The organism is Asticcacaulis sp., assembly GCF_035497195.1.
Lineage (GTDB): Bacteria > Pseudomonadota > Alphaproteobacteria > Caulobacterales > Caulobacteraceae > Asticcacaulis.
On record NZ_DATJDZ010000014.1, the window covers coordinates 180,902 to 202,525 of the forward strand.

Below are 21,624 nucleotides of genomic sequence, written 5' to 3' on the forward strand. Positions count from 1 at the left end.
CGATTTACAGCAATTTGTGTAAATTATAAATGAGTTCGAGGGCTTCCTTGGGGCTTAAATCGTCGGGATTTACGCCCTTGAGCGTGGTTTCCACCTTCGAGGGCGCGCGGTTGGCCGGCTCAGACATGTGGCTGGTGGAAAACAGTGGCAGATCATCGAGCCGCAGCCTGGTCTGGTTGTCTTCTTCGAGACGGGTCAGGATATCACGGGCGCGCGAAACCACGGCCGGCGGCATACCGGCCAAACGCGCCACCTGTACGCCATAGGAGCGATCGGCCGAGCCTTTGCGGGCCTCATGCAGGAAGATCAGCTCGCCATTATGCTCATGGGCCGTCAGGCTGAGATTGTTGATGGAGGCCAGCCGGCCTTCCAGCTTGGAAAGTTCGTGATAATGGGTGGCGAAAAGCGTGCGCGCCTTGAGGACGTCATGCAGGTTTTCCGCCGAGGCCCAGGCAATGGCGAGGCCGTCATAGGTGGCGGTGCCGCGGCCGATTTCATCGAGGATGATGAAGGAACGCTCGGTCGCCTGCGTTAAAATCGCAGCGGTCTCGACCATTTCCATCATGAAGGTGGAGCGGCCTTGCGCCAGGTCGTCGCCGGCGCCGACGCGGGAGAACAGCTTGTCGACGACGCCGAGGTGCATGGATTTGGCCGGCACGAACAGGCCCGCCTGCGCCATGATGATCAGCAGGGCGTTTTGCCTCAGATAGGTCGATTTACCGGCCATGTTCGGACCGGTGACCATAGACAGGCGGGCGGCGTCTGTGCCTGAAGCATCGAGATCGACATCATTAGGCGTGAACGGCTTGCCCTGTGCCTTCAATGCGCCAGCCACGACCGGATGGCGGCCGCGCGAGATTTCGAGCCGCAAGCTATCATCGACTTTCGGGCGGGCGGCGTCCCAGTCCTCGGCCCAACAGGCATTGGCGACCGCGACATCAAGCGCGCAGATGGCGTCATGGCCACTCTGAATTTCGGCGGCGGCGAGGCGAACCTCTTCCCGCAACTGCTCAAAAACTTCCAGTTCCAAGGCCAGACCCTGTTGGGCGGCGCGCTGGATACGGCCGTCAAGCTCGATCAGTTCGGTGGTGACGAAACGCACCTGATTGGCGAGAGACTGGCGATGGATGAACTGTTTTTCGCTGTCCTGCGCCTGTAACTGTTCGGCCAGCTTTGCCGAAAGTTCGATGAAATAGCCCAGCACATTATTGAACTTGATGCGGACGGCGATGCCGGTTTCGGCCGCCAGGCGCTGCTCCAGCGCCAGTATGATCTGGCGGCTGTCATCACGCAGGGTGCGGGCTTCGTCGAGATCGGCATTGAAGCCGGGGCGGATAAAACCGCCATCGGAGAGCTTGAGCGGCGGCTCCTCGACCAGCGCCCGCCCCAGCTTGTCGCGCAACTGGCTGAGTTGTAGCGAAGGGACCAGCGCCGCGATGATATCGTCTATTTCCTGCGTGGCTTTAGGATCTATTTCCACCTGATGGCGCGCATCGTTGAGATGATTGGCCAGGCTTTCACCAATATGCAGGGCCTGGGCAATGACGCACAGATCACGCGCGCTGCCGCGATTGAGCGAAAGGCGCGACAAGGCCCGTGCCTGATCGGACAGCGAGCGCATCAGATGACGCAGGGTGTCGCGTACATCGCGTTTCGGCAGCAGCCACTCGATGGTATCGAGGCGGGCATTGATGGCGTCGGGCTGATAGAGCGGCCGCGCCAGGCGGCCCAGCAACAGACGGCAGCCGCCGGAGGTCACGGTCATGTCGAGCGCAGAAATCAGGCTGCCTTCGCGTTTGCCTTGCTGCGTCCGGTCGATTTCCAGCGAATTGCGCGTGGCGGCGTCGATAGCGAGATAGTTGTTCGAGATCACTCGTGCCGGCGGTTTCAGGGTCGGTATCTTGCCGGCCTGGGTCAGGTCGATATAGGCGGCCAGCAGACCGAGCGCCGAGATTTCCGCCGGGCTGAAATGGCCGAAACCATCGAGCGTCTGGACGCCGTAAAGCTTGAGCAGCCTCGCCTCGCCGCCAGCCGGATCACATAGCGATGAGGGTTGCGGTTGAATCACGCCGCCATACATCTTGAGCAGCGGATAGATGGCTTCGTCCTGGATCAGCCGATCAGACACCAAACTTTCCGAAGGCCGCAGGGCCGATAGCTGCACGCCAAGCTGTTCGGGCGCTATCTCCAGCACCTCGACGTCGCCAGTGGAGAGTTCAACCGCAGCCAGAGCCAGCACGCCGCCGCGCGATGACAGGGCCACCAGCCGGTTGGCGCCGCGCTCCTCCAGCAGGGTATCCTCGGTCAGGGTGCCGGGCGTTACAACGCGTGTAATGCCGCGCTTGACTATGGCTTTTGAGCCGCGCTTTTTTGCCTCGGCCGGGTCTTCCAGCTGGTCGCAAACGGCGACGCGATGACCCAGCCGGATCAGCTTGGCGATATAGGCGTCGGCGGCATGGGCAGGCACGCCGGCCAGCGGAATATCCTTGCCCTGAAACTGGCCGCGCTTGGTCAGGGCCAGCGATAGCGCCTGCGAGGCGATCACTGCGTCCTCGAAGAAAATTTCGTAGAAATCACCCATTCGCATCAGCAGGATGGCGTCGGGATATTGCGCCTTGAGCTGGATATATTGCGCCATCACCGGCGTGGCGCCTTCGATGTTGGGGGTAGCGGCTTCGGAGGAGAGGTTCGGCTGAGCGTTCATAAGGGGAAGTTAACCATTGTTAACAGCGAAGAGAAGGCTTTTCGCACAGGAAAGTGTGTACAAAGCCGAGATTGTGCATTGCAAACCGTCTTATAAAAACAACAGCTTGCAAATTCATTTTGTCTGACAATAAAGAAAAATGCCCCTGCGACCTTGTAGACCCTTTATAAGTTGTTGATCTTGTTCTATTCCGTAGGGACAATACGTCCATAATTATAATATAAATCGCCACATCGTCCAGAGTTCCCCAAAATCATGACCACCGAAAAACAGACCTTCAGCGACGAAGAAGCGCTGCATCTTCACCAGTATCCCCAGCCGGGCAAGATCGCCCTGATGGCGACCAAGCCGATGGCGACCCAGCGCGACCTGGCCCTGGCCTATTCGCCGGGCGTGGCTGTGCCGGTGCTGCGTATCGCCGCCGATCCGGAAGCCGCCTACGACTACACGTCCAAGGGCAATATGGTGGCGGTGATCTCGAACGGTACCGCGATCCTCGGCCTCGGCAATCTCGGTGCGCTGGCCTCCAAGCCGGTTATGGAAGGCAAGGCCGTGCTTTTCAAGCGTTTCAGCGATATCGACAGCTTCGATATCGAGGTGGCGACGCAAGATCCGGACGAATTCATCACGGTGGTGAAGAATATCACGGCGAGTTTCGGCGGCATCAATCTCGAAGACATCAAGTCGCCCGAATGCTTCATCATCGAAGCCGCCTTGCAGGACTTGGCCGATATCCCGGTGTTCCACGATGACCAGCACGGCACGGCCATTATCGCTTCGGCGGGCCTGATCAACGCGATGGAAATCACCGGCAAGAAGATCGAGGACGTCAAGGTGGTGCTGTGTGGCGCCGGCGCGGCGGGTCTGTCGTCACTGTCCCTGCTCAAGTCGCTCGGCGTCAAACACGAGAACACCACAGTCTGCGATATCCACGGCGTCGTTTATGAAGGCCGCACGGTCGATATGGACCAGTGGAAGGCGCCACACGCCACCAAAACCAGCAAGCGTACCCTGGCTGAGGCGATGGTCGGGGCCGACATCTTCCTGGGCCTCTCCGCCAAGGGCGTGCTGACGCCTGAGATGGTGGCTACCATGGCCGACAAGCCAATCATTTTCGCCATGGCCAATCCGGACCCGGAAATCACGCCGGAAGAGGTCGCCAGCGTGCGCAGTGACGCCATCGTCGCCACCGGCCGTTCGGACTACCCGAACCAGGTCAATAACGTGCTTGGTTTCCCCTATATTTTCCGCGGCGCGCTCGATGTTCGCGCCCGTCGCGTCAATCACGAGATGAAGCTGGCGGCCGCCCACGCCCTGGCGCAGCTCGCCCGCGAAGACGTGCCCGATGAAGTGGCCGCCGCCTATCAGGGCCGCCATCTGAAATTCGGCCCCGACTATATCATTCCATCACCGTTCGATCCGCGCCTGATCTGGTACGTGCCGCCCTTCGTGGCGCAGGCCGCCATGGATACCGGCGTGGCCCGCAAGCCAATCACCGATATGGACGCCTACCGCAAATCGCTGGCGCAGCGCCTCGATCCGTCGGCCGGTTTCCTGCAATCGATCACCTCGGCGGTCCGCTCGCGCCCATCGAAGCGCATTGTCTTTGCCGAGGGCGAGGATATTTCGGTCATCCGCGCCGCCCACGCCTTCAAACTGCAAGGGCTTGGCACGCCGATCCTGTGCGGCCGCGAAAACCTCGTTGAAGACAATATGCGCGCCGCCGGTATCGATCCGAAAGAGGAGGGCATCGAGATCGTCAATGCCCGCCTGTCGCATCGCAACGCCGCCTATTCGCAATTGCTTTATTCGCGCCTCCAGCGTGAAGGCTATCTGAAGCGCGATGTCGATCGCCTGATCAACCTGGATCGCAACTCCTTCGCCGCCGCCATGGTCATTTCCGGCCATGCAGACGGCATGGTCACCGGTGTAACGCGCTCGTTCGACAAGTCGCTCGATGATGTTCTGCGCGTGGTCGATCCGGCGCCGGGTGGCCGCATCATGGGGCTTTCGATCGTGCTGGCCAAGGGCCGGACCATCTTTGTGGCCGATACCACGGTCGCTGAAACGCCGACGCCGGAAGAACTCGGCGACATCGCCATCGAAGCCGCCATGGCGGTGCGGGCGATGGGCCATACGCCGCGCGTCGCTTTCATGAGCTATTCGACCTTCGGAAATCCGTCGGGCGAACGTTCGGATCGCGTCAAGAAAGCGGTGCGCCTGCTGGAAGAACGCGGCGTTGATTTTGAGTTTGAAGGCGAGATGCCGCCCGACGTGGCGCTGGAACCGGCCATGTGGGCCAACTATCCTTTCCAGCGCCTGACCGCGCCGGCCAATGTGCTGATCATGCCCGCCATTCAATCGGCCTCGATCTCGACCAAGATGATCGAAGCCCTGGGTGGCGCCACGGTCGTCGGCCCGTTGTTGCTGGGCCTGTCCAAGTCGGTTCAGATTTGCCAGTTGTCGGATTCGGTGTCGAAGATCCTGACGATGGCGACGTTTGCCGCCTATGATATCCGGGCGTCTGCGAAGGGCTGACGCTGACGATGTTTTGGAGTGAAGGGGCCTGTGGCTCCTTCGTCTTCATCTTAATAAACAAAAAAGACGGCCCCTTTAGGAGCCGTCTTTTTTGTTTCTCAGGTAAGGCGAGGGGGCGCGGACCCCTCGGCCCCAAAACTTAGTCATCATCGTCCAGAACCTGCGGAATACTGTTCAACCAGACGCACAGGATAATGGCGAGCACGCCGATGACGGAGCTGTAAGTGAAGAAGACAATGTAACCCGTGCCCAAAGCTTCACGTGAAACACCCAGCACGGCGGCGGGCTTGGCGAAGGATTCCGGCGTCAAGTGACTGAATAAAGGCCGGAGGGATTGCGCCCAGCCACCGGCATCTGAACTGCGAGCCGTCGATTCGACGATGCGCCCCGATTGCGAGGCCAGCATCTTGCCGGGCAAGGCATAAAGTGAGGTAAACAGCGCATATTGCTGCGCGGCATAACCCTTTGAAATCAAGGACGACATATAGGCGATCAGCACAGTGCCGGCCACGCCCGCCGAAGCGTTGTCAATGGCCAGAGTGATCGAAAAGGCGACCACATCATTGCCCTGCGTCGCCAGCCAGGCATAGGCCATGTTGGAGAAAGAGCCGACAATCGCGCCGAAAATCAGGCCGGTCTTCATGCCGAAGCGCGTCATGGTGATGCCGCCGATACTGACCCCGACAATGGTCATGATCACGCCGAAAACCTTGCGTACCCCGGCGATGGTGGTCAGGTCAAAGCCGAGATCGACATAAAAGGCGCCGTTGACGTTCAGCAGGAAATCCGAAACGCGATAAAGGCAGATCAGCGCCAGGATCAGCCCGGCAATATTCTGGTAGCGCTCGAAAAAGGCGGCGATGGGCGTAACGAAGGTCTGGCGCAGATAGGCGCCCGGCCGGGTCAGCTTCCCCGGCAAGGGCAAGCAGGCGGTGATGATCAGGCTGAGACCGATCAGGACAGCGGGCACCTGCCAGAAGACGCCGGTCGTCTTGCTGGTCCAGGCGGATCTGGCGGCGTCAAAGACTTCGGCTGACGGAAAGGCAAACCGGAACAGGTCGATATTGGCGGTCAGGCCGGCACCCATCAGGCAGATGGCGGCGAACATCAGTACCAGCCGGCCAACCCATTCAAAAACTTCCAACGCCGGGCGTGATGGGGCATCGCCGTAATCGATGGGGCGAACCTTGTGTTCGGCCTCCTTCGGGGCCAGCAAAACGGCGATGACACCAAGCACCATCAGACCCGCCATCAGGGCATAGGCGAAGCCCCAGCCAAGCGTATCGGCCAGCATCAACGGCACGATCCCCGAAACAAACGGCGCGATGCGTGACCCCCAGGCGGTGGCGGTGGCCATGACCGCCTGACGGGAATCGGAGTCGCCGGCGGTTTCGATCCGCCAGGCGTCGATGACGATATCCTGAGTGGCGCCCGCGAAGCCGATGACAATGGCGGCCACTGCCATCAGGCCAAGCTGGGTATGCGGATTCATGGTCGAAATCACCCACAGGCCAAGCATGATAACGACCTGGCTGACCAATATCCAGCCACGCCGATGGCCCAGCATAAAGGTCAGGCCCGGAATGCCGACGCGATCGAGCACCGGCGCCCAGACGAATTTCAGGCTGTAGACAAAGGTGACGAGCGAAAAATAACTGATCGTGGTCAGGGACAGATCAGCGGTGCGCAGCCAGACCGACAAGGTGTCGAAGATCAATGACAACGGAAGGCCGGACGAAAATCCGAGCAGGATCATCACCAGGGCGGGCCGCGAGAAAAACGGCTTCAGGCTTTGCCACAGCGTTTTCTTTTCAGGCGCGGCGGGCGCGGGTGATTCGGTCATGGGCGGCCTCTTTGATTTGTCAAAGAGCAGCCTAAGGGAAGTTGTCGCCGCTGTTAAGCGCTTTTGGCAGTTGGGTGTTCGCCGGTCCAGGTCTGGAGGCGGTGTTTCAGCGCCACCAGTTCGATTGGCTTAGTCAGGAAATCGTTCATACCGGCGTGGATGCTGGCGCGACGGTCTTCTTCATAAGCGTTGGCGGTCAGGGCGATGACCGGCGTGCGGATGCCCATGGCGCGGATTTCACGCGCCGCGCCGATACCGTCGATGCCGGGCAGACCAAGATCCATAAAGATGATGTCAAACTGCCGGTGTTTCAGAATATCTATGGCCTCCTCACCGGAAGACGCACGTTCGACGCGGCAGCCCTCGCGCTGGAGCAGGATCTGCGCCAGCAGGGCATTAACCGGATTATCTTCGACCAGAAGCACTGACTTGTCCGGGGCGGATTCGCTGACAATGCGCTCATCGTCATTTTGCGGCTTTGGCTCGATCTTCTTTTCCTGATCGTGCAGTGTCTCCAGGCGCTCCAGCAGGGATGAGCGGCGCAAAGGCTTGATGAGATAACCCGACCAGCCCATTTCGCGCCAGGCGGCGATTTCGTCACGCTGTTCTGGCGCCAGCAGGATCAGGCTGCGTGGCGAGGGCGCGGCGACAGGGGCGTCAAAGGTCGCCCGGTCAGCCAGGATGATGGCCTGCGGGTCAAAAATATCTTCGGGACGCGCAACTATACGCAGCCGGCAATCGCCCGCCGCCAGATGGCTTTGCGCGCCTTCGGCCAGGATGTCATTGTCACCGATAAAGGCGACGGCATGGGGATAGCGGCTGTGCGACGGCTTATTTCGCAGGCCATAGGGCGCACGGAATTCGACCATAAAACGTGATCCCTGGCCGACTTCACTATCGAGGGTAAGCGCGCCCTGCATGACATCGACCAGCTTTTTGACAACCACCAGCCCTAGTCCTGCCCCGCCATAGCGGGTGGCATGGCTCGGCTCGGCCTGGCCATATTCTTCAAAAATGCGCTGGCGGGCTTCTTTCGGAATACCGGCGCCGGTATCCCGCACAATGAAACGAATGAGGCCGGCATCGCTTAACCCGACATGAATCAGAACGCCGCCTTTGGTGGTGAACTTGATGGCATTGCCGGCCAGATTAAACAAAATCTGGCGCAGGCGGCCTTCATCGGCATGGATATAATCAAGTCGCGGATCAAGTGACCACACGATTTCAATGCCGTTGGCGTGGGCGCGTGGCGACAGCAACTCTGCGACGCCCTGCAGCAGGGGTTCGAGATGGACTTCCGAGGTTTCCAGTTCAATACGGCCGGCGTCAATGCGGGCGTAATCGAGCAGGTCATTGACGAGTGTCAGCAGATGATCGCCGGATTCACGCGCCGTCTGGACGTAAGACGCCTGATCGGGAGACAGCGGCGTGCGGGTCAGCAGGGACAACATGCCCATTACACCATTGAGCGGTGTGCGGATTTCATGGCTCATCAGGCGGAAAAAATCTTCGCGCGCCTTGAGCCGCTCTTCCGGCGACAGATATTCTTCTGAATCATGACCTGTAATAGAAATTGGCATGGGGATTTTTCCGCCTGGCTCTTCTGATAGAGGCACCATAGCTTGAAAAGGTTAAGTTAGCTCCAATGCGACCTGGCCGATATTAAATCGGCACACGACCTTGCATCCGCGCCTCCACCTGATCATCGGTTGTCGCCGTTCGGCGGTAGATCAAGGCTTCCGCAACATGGCGACGCAGAACGGGGCTAGATTGTTCGAGATCGGCTATGGTGCGCGCCAGACGCAGGGTGCGTGTCCAGCCACGGGCGCTCAGGCCGGTTTGCTGTGCCGCCTGAGTCAACAAGGCTTTGGCCTTGTCATCGAGCGCGCAAATCTGCTCTAGACCTGAGCCATAAGCGGTGGCGTTCAGGCTATTATCCGTGGCCAGATCAAGCCGCCTGGCGCGATCAAGCTGAATGTCCCGCGCCGCCAGCACCCGCGCCGCCACCTCTTTTGACCCTTCGGCGGGTGCAGGCAGGCTCATATCCATGGCGGTGACGGGTGGCACATCTATCTGTAAATCAATGCGATCCATCAGCGGGCCTGACACCCGGCTCTGATAATCCTTGATACAGCGCGGTGCCTTGCCACAGGCGCCTTTCCCTACACCGCCATAGCCGCAGCGGCAGGGATTCATCGCCGCCACAAGCTGCACCCGCGCCGGATATTTGACGTGGTGATTGGCCCGCGCCACGATGATGTCATTGGTTTCCAGTGGTTGACGCAGGGAATCCAGCGCTTGCGGCGAAAATTCCGGCAGCTCATCTAAAAAAAGTACGCCATTGTGCGCTAGTGACACCTCGCCCGGCTTGGCGCGCATGCCGCCGCCAGTGAGCGCCGCCATCGAGGCCGAATGGTGCGGCGCGCGGAAGGGCCGTTCTCGCGTCAGTTCGCCCTTGGCGATAAGGCCGGCCATCGACCACACCTGCGAGGTTTCCAGCAGTTCGCGCGAGGTCAGCGGCGGCAAAATGCCCGGCAAACGCTGGGCCAGCATCGACTTGCCCGACCCCGGCGGTCCGACGAACAGCAGATTATGCCCACCCGCCGCGGCGATTTCCAGGGCGCGCTTGGGGACTTCCTGCCCTTTGACTTCGTTGAGATCGAGCGGCTTGGCCGGCGCTTTTATCTCACCGGCGACGGGCGGCGACAGCACGCTATGGCCCTTGAAATGATTGATCAGGGCAATCAGCGATGCCGGCGCCAGAATATTGACATCACCCGCCCAGGCGGCCTCAGCACCATTATCCGCCGGACAGATCAAGCCCATACCGTAACTCGACGCCGCGATGGCGGCGGGCAGGGCACCACTGATTGGCGCAATGCGGCCATCCAGCCTGAGTTCACCGACACAAACATAGCCGGACAAGGCATCTTCAGGGATGACGCCCATGGCGGTCATCACCGCCAGCGCGATCGGCAGATCGAAATGCGAGCCTTCTTTCGGCAGATCGGCGGGGGAAAGTGCCGCCACGATGCGTTTGCCGGGCAGGCTCAGGCCCATGCCGGCGAAGGCCCCGCGTACCCGTTCGCGGCTTTCCGCCACGGCCTTGTCCCCCAGACCGACAAGCTGAAAACCGACCTGACCATTGGTGAAGACAACCTCGGCCTCGACCCGGCGCGCTTCGGCGCCTTCAAACGCAATGGTGGTTATCCGCGCCGGCATGTCTTTGCCCCCGTTTTATATTTTGCCGCTGTGCTGGTACGCCTATACTGGAATTATCCACAGACTAGCGCGGCGAAAAATACAAATCAAGAACAAAAATGGAACAAACAGGAAATATTGCCCGCTTGCATATGTGAAGTCGGATCAAATCGCGGTATGTTCACAGTTTTTGGACGAAAATCAGCCTCGTTATCAGGTCTGATTTTGCAGCGTCTCTTCAATGCGATCCCACAAAATCTCGCCGGCATCAACCCCCTCGAACGCCTTTAACTGCACGGCACCGGTGGGCGAGGTGACGTTGATTTCGGTGAGGTAATCGCCGATCACGTCAATGCCCACAAACATAAGACCTTTTTCCTTGAGCACCGGCTTTAGGATCTCGCAGATCTCTCGATCACGTTTTGTGAGCACCAGCGGTACGGCCGTGCCGCCGACGCGCAGGTTGGACCTCACGGCGCCTTCTTCCGGCACGCGGTTGATGCCGCCTATGATTTCACCGTCGATCAGGATAATGCGCTTGTCGCCGGCGCTGACCGCCGGGATAAATTTTTGCAGAATAACCGGCTCGCGGCTCATGCTGCCGAAAATCTCGATCAGGGCATCGAGATTGCGGTCGCCGGCCTTGAGCTTGATGATGCCATTGCCGGCGGCACCATGCAGGGGCTTGAGGATGCAGTCGCCGTGGCGCGCAAAGAAATCATGCAGGGCCACCGGATCGGAGGAGATCAGGGTGGGCGGTTGCAGGCCGGGGAAACGCGTGGCCAGCAGCTTTTCCGGCGCATCGCGCACGCTGGTCGGGTTATTGACCACCAGGGTCTTCGGATGGACGGTTTCCAGCAGATAGGTGGCGGTGATGTAGGCGATATCGAAGGGCGGGTCCTGGCGCATCAGGATGACGTCGAGATCGGAGGCCAGGTCAAGCTTTTCATAGTCGCCGACCGTGACGTGATCGCCTTTCACCTCGCGCAGCGTCACCTTGCGGGCGCGGGCGAAGGGCTTGCCGTCTTCGTAGCTCAGATGTTCGGGTTGGTAGACCCAAAGCGTGTGGCCGCGTCTTTGAGCCGCCATCATCAGCAGGAAGGTGGTGTCGCCACCGATATTGATGTTCTCGATGGGGTCCATCTGGACGGCGACGCGGAGGCTCATTGCGGTGTTCCTTTATGCTCTTCGTCATATGAGACGCAGACAGGCTTATGGCAAGTTCAGAAACGCTCTATTTTCTCAAAGGCATTGATCTGGTGACGCGGCCATTGCCCCGGTGCGATCGTGTAGAGATCGATGACCAGATCGAGCTTGCGCAAGCGTGGTTTCTTTTCCTGCAAGGCCAGTCCGGCCTGCCACAGGCGTTCCTGCTGGATTGAGGAAACGGTTTCGATGGCCTCTTCGTGCGAGCGGCGCTGCTTGACCTCGACCAGATGCAGCCGCCTGCTTTTCTGCGCCAGGATATCGATCTCGCCCTGCGGCATTTTCAGGCGGAAACCAAGGATGCGGTAGCCTTTCAACATCAGGTGAGCGAGCGCGATATATTCGGCCAGATGGCCGCGTTTATGCGCTTTCGCTCCCCGAAGCGCCCTATCCACGCATTTTCCCCTGCATTTCGAGCGCTTTCTGATAGATCATTTTTCGCGGCAGGCCGAACATGGCCGAAAGCTGACGGGCGGCATCGGCCGGCGCATATTGCTCCAGCGCCAGTTTCAAGGCTTCCTCCAGATTATCGGCGGAAGGCGCGGTCTCGACCGGCGGGGCGATGACAAGAACGATCTCGCCCTTGGGTTCGGCCAGCGCCGGATCGGCGACCAGTTCGGAGAGCGTGCCGCGATGCGCCGTTTCGTAAAGCTTGGTCAGTTCGCGGCAGACACAGGCCTCACGGTCGCCGAGGGTGGCGAGGATATCGGTGAGGGAGTCGTGCAGGCGCGGGCCAGTCTCGAACAGGACGAGCGTGGCTGGATTGGTGGTAAATTCGCTCAGGAAGGTTTTCCGTGCTGCCGATTTGTTGGGCAGGAACCCGGCGAACAGGAAGCGGTCAGTCGGTAATCCAGAGAGACAGAGCGCCGCCAGCACCGCCGAGGCGCCGGGGATCGGATGGGCCTTGGCGCCGGCCTTCTGCGCCTCGCTGACCAGCCGGAAGCCGGGATCGTTGATCAGGGGCGTGCCGGCGTCGGAGACCTGGGCGATGATCTGGCCATCGGCAAGGCGCTGCAGGATTTCCGGCAGAATCTTGTCGCCAGCATGATCGTCATAGCGCAGCAGCTTTTTTTTGAGATCGTAGGCGGCCAGCAGCTTGCCGGCCACGCGGGTATCCTCGGCCAGCACCACATCGGCGGCGCGCAATATATCGAGCGCGCGCAGGGTAATATCGCGCAGATTGCCGATCGGCGTGGAGACAATATAGAGGCCGGGAGAGACAGCGCGTGGCGGCGGGGCGAAGAGAGATTCCATAGTTTAGCCTAGCAGTTCAAACAGCAGCCGGTCCAGCACAACCCGGCCTTTGGGTGTGGCGCGCAGGCGATCCGGCGTCAGGTCCATAAAGCCCTGCGCGATCAGGGGCGCGGCTTTTTCGGCAACGGGCAGGGTAGGCAGGCGATTGAGCGCCACGCCTTCGGCTACTCGCAGACCCAGCATCAGGGCTTCTTCTTCGGCTTCCAGAGGGCTTAAGGGTTCGGATTCGATCGGGTTTTTGGCGGCGGTGTAGTCTTTCAGGTCGCGGTTGGCGATGGTGGCGTGGCGCATGCCGTCGCGGGTCAAACGCCCATGCGCGCCGGGGCCGATGCCCATATAGTCGATGCCTTCCCAGATCAGAACATTATGCGCTGAGCGGGAGGCGGGTCCGCGCGCGTGATTGGAGACCTCGTAAGCCTCAAAAGCCAGCGATTCCAGCACATCGAGCGTGCGGAAATAGAAGCTCTCGGCCAGCTCTTCTTCCGGCGGTGACCACAGCTTACGTTTGACGGCGCGGCCAAACGGCGTGGTCTGTTCGATGGTGAGCTGATAGGGCGAGATGTGCTCTATACCGAGCGCCGCGGCGGCGCGCAGTTCGCTTTCCCAGGCGTCTAAGGTCTGATCGGGCAGGGCGTAGATCAGGTCGAGCGAGACGCGCCCGAAGACCTTCTGCGCCGTCTCGATGCCGCGAATGGCCTCAGCGGCGGAATGGTTGCGGCCAAGGAATTTCAGCGCCTGGTCATCGAGCGATTGCACGCCCAGCGACAGGCGGTTGATGCCGGCGGCGCGGAAGGCTTCATAGCGTGAAATCTCGGCATCAGTCGGATTGGCCTCGAGCGTGATTTCTATATTGTCCGTGTACGGAAAGAGGTCTCTCGCCTGCGCGATCAGTTCGGCCACCCAGTCCGGCGGCAAGAGCGAAGGCGTGCCGCCCCCGAAAAAAACGCTGGCCAGTTGGCGCGGGCCTAAGTCCGCAGCTTGCGTCCGCATATCGCGCAGAATGGCGTCGAACAGGGCACGCTGCGAGGATTGTCCGCGATCACGCGTGACGTTGAAATCGCAATAGGGGCAGATGCGCGAACAGTAGGGCCAGTGGATATAGAGGGCGAGTGGAGTGGCCCCCTCCGTCGCGGACTGACGCCGCGACACCTCCCCCGCTAACGCAGGGGAGGAGATGTTATTTGCGATCAAAATAGCGCCGCCCGCAATTGCTCGAAGGCGAGGTGGCGGTGGCTGATCCTGTCCTTGGCTTCCATGTCCATTTCAGCAAAGGTTATGTCATAGCCATTGGGCTGGAAGATCGGATCGTAGCCAAAGCCCTTGGTCCCGCGCTTCGGGAAAACGATCTCGCCATCGACGCGGCCCTCGAAAACCGCCGCATGACCTTCCGGCCAGGCGACAGCCAGGGCGCAGGTGAACCATGCCTTGCGACTGGTTTTTCCGTCCTCAGAGGCAATACGCATCTTGTGCTCAATCACCTCCATGGCGCGATCGAAATCCTTGTACGGGCCGGCCCAGCGCGCGCTGTAGATGCCGGGGTCGCCATCCAGTGCTTCGATGCTCAGGCCGGAATCATCGGCAAGCGCCACGATGCCGGCGCTCATGGCGGCGTGGCGGGCTTTCAGGATGGCGTTGCCGATAAAGCTGACTTCGGTTTCCGGCGGCTCAGGCAGACCGAGCGAGCCGGCGGTGATCACCTCGTAGCGGCCACCGAGCATGGCAGAAATCTCGACCGCCTTGCCGGGATTATGCGTGGCGGCGATCAGCTTCTGGCCGGGGATCAGGTGCAGGGGCATATATGTTCTCTCGTTTTGCCGCCTTCTAGCCTATCCTTACAAATAGGTCACTTGTGTTTTGTGTTGAACTTATGGAAGGTAAAAGAGAATTTGAGGATCATGCAATGCGTTTTCTGGGGCCGCGCTCCATTTCCAGCCTGCTGAAGACGGCGCTCGATGTCGTCTATTACGGCCTGTACAGCCTGATCGCGGTTGTGGTGGCGTTGTCGGTCTGCCTGCTCAGTGTGCCGAACCTGGCGTCTGAAGCGGTGCGTCGCTTTAATGTCGATGCCAGTCTGTCGGCCGGGTCGATGGCCTTCATGCTGATGGCCTTTGGCGCCTCGCTGGCCGGTTATCTGCTGATCACGCACTGGACGCGCCGGATATTCCGCACCCTGGCCGAAGGCGACGTCTTCCATCCCGACAACACCATCCGCCTGCGCTGGATCGGCTTTGGTCTCGGCGCGCTGGAGGTCTTCGGTTATCTGGCGCGCGGCGTGGCTGCGGGTGTGTTCCACCTGCATTTTGAGCCGATCTATGGCCTGCGTGCGGTGACGACCTGGTTCGCTGTGCTTGTGGTCTTCGTGCTGGCGGAGGTCTTCAAGGAAGGCGCCCGCCTGCGCCAGGAAGTGGACCACACGATATGATTAGACTCAAGTTGGCGGAAGTGCTGGCCCGTAAGCGCTTGTCGATCGTCGAACTGTCGGACCGAACCGGCATCAGCGTGCGTGACCTCGAAGTTCTGCGTGATCAGAAGGCATTGGCCTTGCGACTCAGGACGCTCGAATGCCTGTGCCGGTCGCTGGGCTGCCAGCCGGGCGACCTGATCGAATATGTGATGGATGAAGAATAGAAAGTCAGAAACCCTACCACCACCATGCCTTCGGCGCGGCCCCCCGGCGCCGGTCGCCAGGCTCCCCGACAAGTCGGGGAGGTACAAGAGATAGTTATTTCGCTGCCAAAGCCGCGGTCTGCAATTCAAACAGTTCCTTGGCGCCCTTGATGCCGAGATCATACAGCGCGTTGAACTCATTACGCGAGAAGCCGCGTTTTTCGCCGGTCGCCTGGATTTCAACGGCGTCGAGGTTACCGGTGATGACGAAATTGGCGTCGGTTTCGGCGTTGGAATCTTCATCGTAATCGAGATCGAGTACAGGGGTGTTTTCAAAGATGCCGCAGGAAATGGCAGCCACCTGATCGATGATCGGCGACTTTTCCAGCACCTTGTCGGCCACCAGTTTGTTGCAGGCCAGGGAAAGCGCCACCCAGGCGCCGGTGATCGAGGCGGTGCGGGTGCCGCCATCGGCTTGCAGGACGTCGCAATCGAGGGTGATCTGGCGCTCGCCCAGCGCTTTCAGATCGACAACGGCGCGCATCGAACGGCCGATCAGGCGCTGGATTTCCTGCGTGCGGCCCGATTGCTTGCCGGCGGCGGCTTCGCGGCGCGAACGGGTGTGGGTCGAGCGCGGCAGCATGCCGTATTCGGCGGTCACCCAGCCCTGGCCCTTGCCCTTGAGGAAGCCTGGCACACCCTGTTCCAGCGAGGCGGTGACCAGCACCTTGGTGTGCCCGAAAGTCACCAGGCACGAGCCTTCGGCGTAACGCGTCACACCGGTTTCCAGCGTCACCACGCGCATCTGATCGGGCTTGCGGTTGGAGGGGCGGATGGTTTTAAGCGCCGAAAGGGCGTCGAAGTGCGACATGGCAAGCCTCATGAAAAATGTGAGACTGCCCTAACAGGTCATGTGGCGCAAAGAAACCGAAAAAGGATCAGTTGACGCCTGCGCGGCCCTGTTCCTGCTCCAGAGGGGTACGGGTATTGTAAACCGGCGTCTCCGTCTTGCATTTGGCGTCGGCGCAGGCAAAGCCGCGATGGTTGTCGTCGTGCGATGTCCACTCCGCGATACGCGTAGCCGGACGGATCAGGCCGGGCGTGGTATCTATCGCGGTGGTATCCGCCCGCTTGCCGAGATCGGCATATGTCGAAGGATCAGGCGTCTTGTCCGGCGTTTGCAGCGCTTCAATAACCGCGGGCGAAGCCGGTGCGGTATAGGCGTAATCCTTGGCGGTGGCGACAGAGGCCAGCCCTGCGAGGATCAGAACGAAGGCGGGTTTGGCAATACGCATGTTACGCTCCGAAATTAGGGTCCCGACAGATTTCTCCCGCTATTATGGCACAATTGTGGCCGCTTTTAAAGGCTTGGCGTTGCGGCTCCGGCTTTGCTAAACTACAGTCAAATGACACACTCCCCCCACATGACCGGCCTGCTGAATTCGAGCGCCTCCTTAAGCGAGATGGATCAGCGTGCCCGCGATATCTTCCGCCATGTCGTCGAGACCTATCTGGAAACGGGTGAGCCGGTTGGGTCGCGCACCGTGTCGCGCGGCGGCGTTCACCTGTCGCCGGCCTCGATCCGCAACACCATGCAGGACCTGGCGCATCTGGGGCTTCTGTCAGCGCCGCACACCTCTTCGGGCCGGATGCCGACCCATCAGGGCCTGCGCCTGTTCGTCGATGGCCTGCTGGAAATCGGCGATATCGGCGAGGCGGCCAAGCGCGATATCGAAGCCCGCCTGACAGGCCGCGGCCAGACCTTCGATCAGGCGCTGCGCGAAGCCAGCCAGATGCTTTCCGGCCTGGCCGGCGGCGCGGGTGTTGTGATGACGCCGTCTTTTGAAGCGGGGGTGAAACATGTTGAATTTATCTCGCTTTCCGCCGAACAGGCCCTGACCGTGCTGGTCTTTGATGACGGCCGGGTGGAAAACCGCCTGATGCCGCTGGCGCCCGGCATGACGCCATCTGTATTGGCCGAGGCCTCCAACTACCTCAATACCCACCTCAAGGGCCGCACCTTGTCCGAGGCGCGGGTGGAATTGAAAACCGAATTGGAAGCCGAGCGCCAGAAGCTGGATGAGGCCGCCGCCACCCTGATTGAGAACGGCCTGGCCGTCTGGTCGGGCGGCGACAAGGAGAAGCGCGCCCTGATCGTGCGTGGCCGCGCCAACCTGCTCGAACAGACCCAAAGCCTCGAAGACCTGGAGCGCGTGCGCTCGCTGTTCGAGGATCTGGAACAGAAGGAAGAGCTGATCGACCTGCTCGATGATGTGAAAGACGCGCAAGGTGTGCGAATTTTCATCGGATCGGAGTCGAAACTGTTTTCTTTGTCGGGTTCGGCTGTTATTGCAGCGCCCTATATGGTGTCTCCGCAAAAGGGCGCGGCGAAGGTGATGGGTGCGATCGGCGTGATCGGGCCTGCCCGGTTGAATTATGCCCGCATCATCCCACTTGTGGACTACACCGCCCGGATTCTGGGCCGCCTGCTTGAGTAAGGGGCGGCTCCAAATGCTTAAGAGGACTACGAGATGAGTGACGAGATCGAAAACGAAGACGGTTATGAGCTGGAGCAGGACGCGACCGAGTTGCTGAATGCCGAGCTGGAAAAACTGACCGCCGAGAACGCCGCCCTGAAGGAACAGGCGCTGCGTTACGCCGCCGAAGCCGAGAACACCAAGCGCCGGGCCGAGCGCGAAGGCAATGACGCGCGCGCCTTCGGCATCCAGAAGTTCGCCAGCAGCCTGCTCGGTGTGGCCGATGTGCTGCAACGCGCCCTGGCCTCTGTGCCGGCTGAAATCAGCGATCCGGCCTTCAAGAATTTCGTCGCCGGCATCGACATGACCGAAAAGGAACTGGCCGGCGCGTTCGAGAAGAATGGCGTCAAAAAAATCAATCCGCTGAAAGGCGACAAGTTCGATCCGCACCTGCATCAGGCGGTGATGGAACAGCCTTCGACAGATGTTGAAGGCGGTTGCGTGATCATGGTGATGCAGACGGGGTATGAACTGTTCGGTCGCGTCATCCGTCCGGCCATGGTGGCCGTGGCCGCCAAGTCGGCGGCCGCGCCGGTGAAGAACGGCTATGATAACAACGGCGCCGACGCCGGCGACCGGATCGACACGCAGGCCGAATAAATCCGGCTGATATGTTGAAAGCCTCTGCAGTTCGCTGCGGAGGCTTTTTTGTGCGCGATTCAAAAGTAAACAGGTTTCGCGCCGACTCCCGAACACGACGGAAACGAATCAGCGACGAATCGCTGACATCGCTATGTTAGCTGTTTGTTCACGGCTATATCTGGTAGCTGCGCGGGCTTTTAACCATAGAGCTTTAAGCCGCTACGGCGTTGACGGTCAGGCTGCGGCGGCGGCCATCGGTTGATCGCCAGTCGATGGTCTGTCCGGCGGAAACACCGATAAGGGCCGCGCCGACCGGCGTCAGGATCGAGATGCGGTCGGCGGCGATATCGGCCCGGTCAGGGAAAACCAGTTCGGCAGTGCGGGCCTGCCCGTCGCCGATGGTGAAGGTGACGATGGAACCCATGCGAACCGTTTTCGCCGGCAGCTTGGTTTGCGCCACGATGCGGGCGCGTTCCAGTTCGGTCAGTAACTGTTGGGCGGCGGCGGCCAGGTGACCGCGTGCCTGATCGGCCAGCCGGTTCAGGGCGTCGAGATCGTCTTCCCCGATCACGATGGCGGGCAGGCGGATAAGTTCGGGTGATTTGATACGGGTCTGGGACATGATTTCATACGTGAAAGAGGCCCCCGCGACGGAAATCGCCGCAGGTGGAAAGAAAATTGAGGAGGTGTGCCGGTAGGACGATCAGGCTGTATTCAGCCGGTTATCCGCATATAAAGCGCCCCGAAGCTCGGAGGGCGCAGGGCCGAGCATCGGGCTAAAATCCTGTGACAGGATTCCCTTTAAGCGAACGGACAAACGTGAGCTGGGCGCGGATAATCATACCTATAAGGTAGTGCGGACGGCGGGAAAGTCAAGTTTGGGGCGTCCGGCTTGACGTTTGTTGAGGCTGTAACTAACACTGACGGCTTCACTTGAAAGGCCGTACATGCTGAAATACCGTCTCGTTCTCGCCGCCAGTTTGCTGGCTCTGGTTTCTACATCGGCGATGGCCGAAACCTGGACGGTGAAACCGGAATGGGTGGCGGCGCACGAGGCGTTTCTGGCGTCGGATGCCTTGCGCGGCCGCAAGAGCGCGTCTCCTGACGAAGCCATCGCGGCGGCCTATGTGGGCGCTCAGTTCCAGAGCTATGGCCTCAAGCCCGCGCCGGGCATGGGCGGCTATCTGCAAACCGCCGGGGTGGTAACGCCAAAACTGACGGGTCATGCGGCGCTCAGTGTGGGCGATGTCAAGACCAGTGAAGGCGACGGTCTGACCTTGCTGTATACCAACGGTAAGCCGATTGCGGGAAATCTGGTGGTCGTTTCATCAGATGATATCGCCAATCTGCCCGCCGGGGATATCCTGCTCATCAACAATTCGAGCAAGACGCCTCTGGCCGGCTGGTGGCGTGCGGCCCGTGCCAGGGGCGTGAAGCTGCTGATCGTGCGTGACAGTGACGACAGCCGCGCCCTGCTGAAGCGCTTCGGTGGCCAGACCGGCACGGCGCCGCAACTCGACAGCGGTCAGAATGGCATGGGCGGTGCGCGTCCGGACCTGATCAGCCTGTCGGACGCCGCCTTTGCACAGGCCGTTGCGACCAATGGCCAGATGATCACCCTCGATCTTGGCGGCGCCACGCTGGAGCGCAGCGTCACCACCAATGCCATTGGTTATCTGGAGGGCAGCGATCCGGCGGGGGGCGTCATCCTGGTCACGGCGCACCTCGATCATCTCGGTGTCCGGCTTGACGGTACCATCATGCACGGCGCCAATGACGACGCCTCCGGCACGGTGGCGGTGCTGGAAGTGGCTCATGCGCTTGCCGCCGGTAAAAAACCGAAGCGCGGCGTACTGTTTGTCGCCTATGGCGCGGAGGAAATCGGTGGACTGGGTTCGACCTATTTTGGTGAACATCCGCCTATTCCGCTGGAGCAGATTGTCGCCAATCTCGAATTTGAGATGATCGGCGCGCAGGACCCAAAAATGGCGACCGGCGAGTTGATGATGACGGGTTTCGAGCGCTCGAATCTCGGCGAAATCCTGAAAGCCAAGGGTGCGAAAATCACCGCCGATCCTTATCCGGATCAGCATTTCTTTGAACGCTCGGACAATTACTCGCTGGCCCTGAAAGGCATCGTTGCCCACACCATTTCCGGCTGGGCGGTGACTCCGACCTACCACGACAAGACCGACGATATCGCCCACCTCGACCTGCCGTTCATGACGCAGGCGATCCAGTCGCTGATCGTGCCGGTGGAATATCTGATCAACAGCGATTTCAAACCGGAATGGAAACCGGGCGGCAAGCCGGAATAGCTGCAACATACAGACCGGGATCGCCCTTCCGCGTTTTCGCCATTGATTAAGCAGATCAGAACGGTCCGCGCGAGGCGATGCCATCGAAATCAGCCTGTAATTCGCTGATCCGTTTGGCATAGACCGCGGTCAGGCATTTGAAACGGCCCTTGCAGGTATTGCGCTCGGCCACCCATTCGCGCTGACGGTCCTGCATATTGCCGCGCGACCCCATCATGACCAGCCGGGTATTCATGCTGAACATGGTCGCCATCTTCACATCGGAGTCACTTAAGCTACGGTTGCGGCAGATGGTCTTTTCGTCGGCGGTCGTCGCCTTGGCGCAGTCAAAACTGGCGGCGTGAGCGTTAGAGGCACCGATAACGGCAAGGACCGCGAGGACTGGAATGTATTTTCGCATATGCGTCTCCTGACAGGTTTCAGATTGTTTTCTTACGACAGGATGAAGACAATTCGCCATGAGGGGAGGCCATCCTGGAGGCAAGATTATGGTCAAGGGCGTGGAAAAACCAAAGAACGATGTGAAATACGGTCACGTCGACAACAAAGCCGATATCGACCGGATATTCGGAGAAATCCGTGACGATATAAAGCACGCTCACGACCGCGAACGGTTGACCGAGCTTTACCGCCGGGCCGGTTATCTCATTACCCTGACCTACGCGCCGGCCTGGGAAAAGCGTTTCGGGGAGACGGCGCTGGCCCTGCGCAAGGAGGCCGAGACCGACTTCCGCAAAACGGCGCGCCTGATCAATGCCAGGGCCGGGGATATCGGCGAAAGGGCCGATTACGACGAAGCCTGGGGCAAGATGAAGGACTGACACGCAGTCTTGA

Annotated in this window: 20 protein-coding genes; 7 read left to right on the plus strand and 13 right to left on the minus strand. The window is 60.2% G+C overall.

Annotation, left to right across the window (positions count from 1 at the left end):
• Nucleotides 1-4 precede the first annotated feature (4 nt).
• Nucleotides 5-2,704: a DNA mismatch repair protein MutS gene (gene mutS / locus VL130_RS04915; RefSeq protein ID WP_325361617.1), complete on the minus strand. Its 2,700-nt coding sequence runs from the start codon at nt 2,702-2,704 to the stop codon at nt 5-7.
• A gap of 255 nt (nt 2,705-2,959) precedes the next feature.
• Between mutS and VL130_RS04920 the strand changes: the two genes are divergently transcribed.
• On the plus strand, nt 2,960-5,242 hold the full coding sequence (locus VL130_RS04920) for an NADP-dependent malic enzyme (protein WP_325361618.1): 2,283 nt from the start codon (nt 2,960-2,962) through the stop codon (nt 5,240-5,242).
• A 139-nt stretch (nt 5,243-5,381) separates the two neighbouring features.
• On the opposite strand, the gene VL130_RS04925 is transcribed toward VL130_RS04920, so the two are convergent.
• The 8 genes from VL130_RS04925 to rdgB all read right to left on the minus strand — a co-directional run bounded on the left by VL130_RS04925 (nt 5,382) and on the right by rdgB (nt 14,542).
• Nucleotides 5,382-7,085 carry an AmpG family muropeptide MFS transporter gene (locus VL130_RS04925; RefSeq protein ID WP_325361619.1) on the minus strand — a complete coding sequence of 568 codons (1,704 nt, stop codon included), beginning with the start codon at nt 7,083-7,085 and terminating at the stop codon, nt 5,382-5,384.
• 53 nt (nt 7,086-7,138) lie between these two features.
• A complete protein-coding gene (locus tag VL130_RS04930) occupies nt 7,139-8,665 on the minus strand; it encodes a response regulator (RefSeq protein WP_325361620.1) in 1,527 nt (508 codons plus the stop codon).
• Nucleotides 8,666-8,747: 82 nt separating this feature from the next.
• Complete coding sequence (locus tag VL130_RS04935; RefSeq protein WP_325361621.1) at nt 8,748-10,307, minus strand: YifB family Mg chelatase-like AAA ATPase; 1,560 nt, start codon at nt 10,305-10,307, stop codon at nt 8,748-8,750.
• Between the two features lie 192 nt (nt 10,308-10,499).
• Entirely contained in the window at nt 10,500-11,453 is a 954-nt protein-coding gene (gene gshB / locus VL130_RS04940) for a glutathione synthase (protein ID WP_325361622.1), read from the minus strand.
• A 56-nt stretch (nt 11,454-11,509) separates the two neighbouring features.
• The gene (locus tag VL130_RS04945; protein ID WP_325361623.1) at nt 11,510-11,887 is read right to left on the minus strand and encodes a YraN family protein; all 378 of its coding nucleotides are present in this window, start codon (nt 11,885-11,887) and stop codon (nt 11,510-11,512) included.
• On the minus strand, nt 11,880-12,746 hold the full coding sequence (gene rsmI / locus VL130_RS04950; protein ID WP_325361624.1) for a 16S rRNA (cytidine(1402)-2'-O)-methyltransferase: 867 nt from the start codon (nt 12,744-12,746) through the stop codon (nt 11,880-11,882). Before rsmI ends, VL130_RS04945 begins: the two co-directional genes overlap by 8 nt.
• A gap of 3 nt (nt 12,747-12,749) precedes the next feature.
• Nucleotides 12,750-13,895: a radical SAM family heme chaperone HemW gene (gene hemW / locus VL130_RS04955; protein WP_325361625.1), complete on the minus strand. Its 1,146-nt coding sequence runs from the start codon at nt 13,893-13,895 to the stop codon at nt 12,750-12,752.
• Nucleotides 13,896-13,933: 38 nt separating this feature from the next.
• Complete coding sequence (gene rdgB, locus VL130_RS04960; protein WP_325361626.1) at nt 13,934-14,542, minus strand: RdgB/HAM1 family non-canonical purine NTP pyrophosphatase; 609 nt, start codon at nt 14,540-14,542, stop codon at nt 13,934-13,936.
• Between the two features lie 104 nt (nt 14,543-14,646).
• Between rdgB and VL130_RS04965 the strand changes: the two genes are divergently transcribed.
• Both VL130_RS04965 and VL130_RS04970 read left to right on the plus strand, forming a co-directional pair.
• Nucleotides 14,647-15,168, plus strand: coding sequence for a DUF2975 domain-containing protein (locus VL130_RS04965; protein WP_325361627.1), 522 nt, complete (start codon nt 14,647-14,649; stop codon nt 15,166-15,168).
• Nucleotides 15,165-15,374 carry a helix-turn-helix domain-containing protein gene (locus VL130_RS04970; protein ID WP_325361628.1) on the plus strand — a complete coding sequence of 70 codons (210 nt, stop codon included), beginning with the start codon at nt 15,165-15,167 and terminating at the stop codon, nt 15,372-15,374. Before VL130_RS04965 ends, VL130_RS04970 begins: the two co-directional genes overlap by 4 nt.
• Nucleotides 15,375-15,468: 94 nt before the next feature.
• Here the strand turns inward: VL130_RS04970 and rph are convergent, their stop codons facing one another.
• Nucleotides 15,469-16,188: a ribonuclease PH gene (gene rph, locus VL130_RS04975; protein ID WP_325362371.1), complete on the minus strand. Its 720-nt coding sequence runs from the start codon at nt 16,186-16,188 to the stop codon at nt 15,469-15,471.
• Nucleotides 16,189-16,291: 103 nt separating this feature from the next.
• A complete protein-coding gene (locus VL130_RS04980; RefSeq protein ID WP_325361629.1) occupies nt 16,292-16,648 on the minus strand; it encodes a hypothetical protein in 357 nt (118 codons plus the stop codon).
• A 111-nt stretch (nt 16,649-16,759) separates the two neighbouring features.
• On the opposite strand from VL130_RS04980, the gene hrcA reads away from it, so the two are divergent.
• On the plus strand, nt 16,760-17,851 hold the full coding sequence (hrcA, locus tag VL130_RS04985; RefSeq protein ID WP_414636214.1) for a heat-inducible transcriptional repressor HrcA: 1,092 nt from the start codon (nt 16,760-16,762) through the stop codon (nt 17,849-17,851).
• 33 nt (nt 17,852-17,884) lie between these two features.
• A complete protein-coding gene (grpE, locus tag VL130_RS04990; RefSeq protein WP_325361630.1) occupies nt 17,885-18,490 on the plus strand; it encodes a nucleotide exchange factor GrpE in 606 nt (201 codons plus the stop codon).
• A gap of 193 nt (nt 18,491-18,683) precedes the next feature.
• On the opposite strand, the gene rnk is transcribed toward grpE, so the two are convergent.
• Nucleotides 18,684-19,094: a nucleoside diphosphate kinase regulator gene (rnk, locus tag VL130_RS04995; protein ID WP_325361631.1), complete on the minus strand. Its 411-nt coding sequence runs from the start codon at nt 19,092-19,094 to the stop codon at nt 18,684-18,686.
• Nucleotides 19,095-19,419: 325 nt separating this feature from the next.
• Here rnk and VL130_RS05000 point away from each other — a divergent pair, with 325 nt between their 5' ends.
• Nucleotides 19,420-20,790 (plus strand): M28 family metallopeptidase, encoded by a 1,371-nt coding sequence (locus VL130_RS05000; protein WP_325361632.1) that lies wholly within the window; start codon nt 19,420-19,422, stop codon nt 20,788-20,790.
• Nucleotides 20,791-20,845: 55 nt separating this feature from the next.
• On the opposite strand, the gene VL130_RS05005 is transcribed toward VL130_RS05000, so the two are convergent.
• Complete coding sequence (locus VL130_RS05005) at nt 20,846-21,190, minus strand: hypothetical protein (protein WP_325361633.1); 345 nt, start codon at nt 21,188-21,190, stop codon at nt 20,846-20,848.
• An 88-nt stretch (nt 21,191-21,278) separates the two neighbouring features.
• On the opposite strand from VL130_RS05005, the gene VL130_RS05010 reads away from it, so the two are divergent.
• Nucleotides 21,279-21,611 carry a hypothetical protein gene (locus VL130_RS05010; protein ID WP_325361634.1) on the plus strand — a complete coding sequence of 111 codons (333 nt, stop codon included), beginning with the start codon at nt 21,279-21,281 and terminating at the stop codon, nt 21,609-21,611.
• Nucleotides 21,612-21,624 lie beyond the last annotated feature (13 nt).

Coding starts and splice junctions, on each gene's coding strand:
- mutS (WP_325361617.1), bottom strand. CDS start 2,704: ATGAACGCTCAGCCGAACCTCTCCTCCGAAGCCGCTACCCCCAACATC.
- VL130_RS04920 (WP_325361618.1), top strand. CDS start 2,960: ATGACCACCGAAAAACAGACCTTCAGCGACGAAGAAGCGCTGCATCTT.
- VL130_RS04925 (WP_325361619.1), bottom strand. CDS start 7,085: ATGACCGAATCACCCGCGCCCGCCGCGCCTGAAAAGAAAACGCTGTGG.
- VL130_RS04930 (WP_325361620.1), bottom strand. CDS start 8,665: ATGCCAATTTCTATTACAGGTCATGATTCAGAAGAATATCTGTCGCCG.
- VL130_RS04935 (WP_325361621.1), bottom strand. CDS start 10,307: ATGCCGGCGCGGATAACCACCATTGCGTTTGAAGGCGCCGAAGCGCGC.
- gshB (WP_325361622.1), bottom strand. CDS start 11,453: ATGAGCCTCCGCGTCGCCGTCCAGATGGACCCCATCGAGAACATCAAT.
- rsmI (WP_325361624.1), bottom strand. CDS start 12,746: ATGGAATCTCTCTTCGCCCCGCCGCCACGCGCTGTCTCTCCCGGCCTC.
- rdgB (WP_325361626.1), bottom strand. CDS start 14,542: ATGCCCCTGCACCTGATCCCCGGCCAGAAGCTGATCGCCGCCACGCAT.
- VL130_RS04965 (WP_325361627.1), top strand. CDS start 14,647: ATGCGTTTTCTGGGGCCGCGCTCCATTTCCAGCCTGCTGAAGACGGCG.
- VL130_RS04970 (WP_325361628.1), top strand. CDS start 15,165: ATGATTAGACTCAAGTTGGCGGAAGTGCTGGCCCGTAAGCGCTTGTCG.
- VL130_RS04980 (WP_325361629.1), bottom strand. CDS start 16,648: ATGCGTATTGCCAAACCCGCCTTCGTTCTGATCCTCGCAGGGCTGGCC.
- hrcA (WP_414636214.1), top strand. CDS start 16,760: ATGACACACTCCCCCCACATGACCGGCCTGCTGAATTCGAGCGCCTCC.
- grpE (WP_325361630.1), top strand. CDS start 17,885: ATGAGTGACGAGATCGAAAACGAAGACGGTTATGAGCTGGAGCAGGAC.
- rnk (WP_325361631.1), bottom strand. CDS start 19,094: ATGTCCCAGACCCGTATCAAATCACCCGAACTTATCCGCCTGCCCGCC.
- VL130_RS05000 (WP_325361632.1), top strand. CDS start 19,420: ATGCTGAAATACCGTCTCGTTCTCGCCGCCAGTTTGCTGGCTCTGGTT.
- VL130_RS05005 (WP_325361633.1), bottom strand. CDS start 21,190: ATGCGAAAATACATTCCAGTCCTCGCGGTCCTTGCCGTTATCGGTGCC.
- VL130_RS05010 (WP_325361634.1), top strand. CDS start 21,279: ATGGTCAAGGGCGTGGAAAAACCAAAGAACGATGTGAAATACGGTCAC.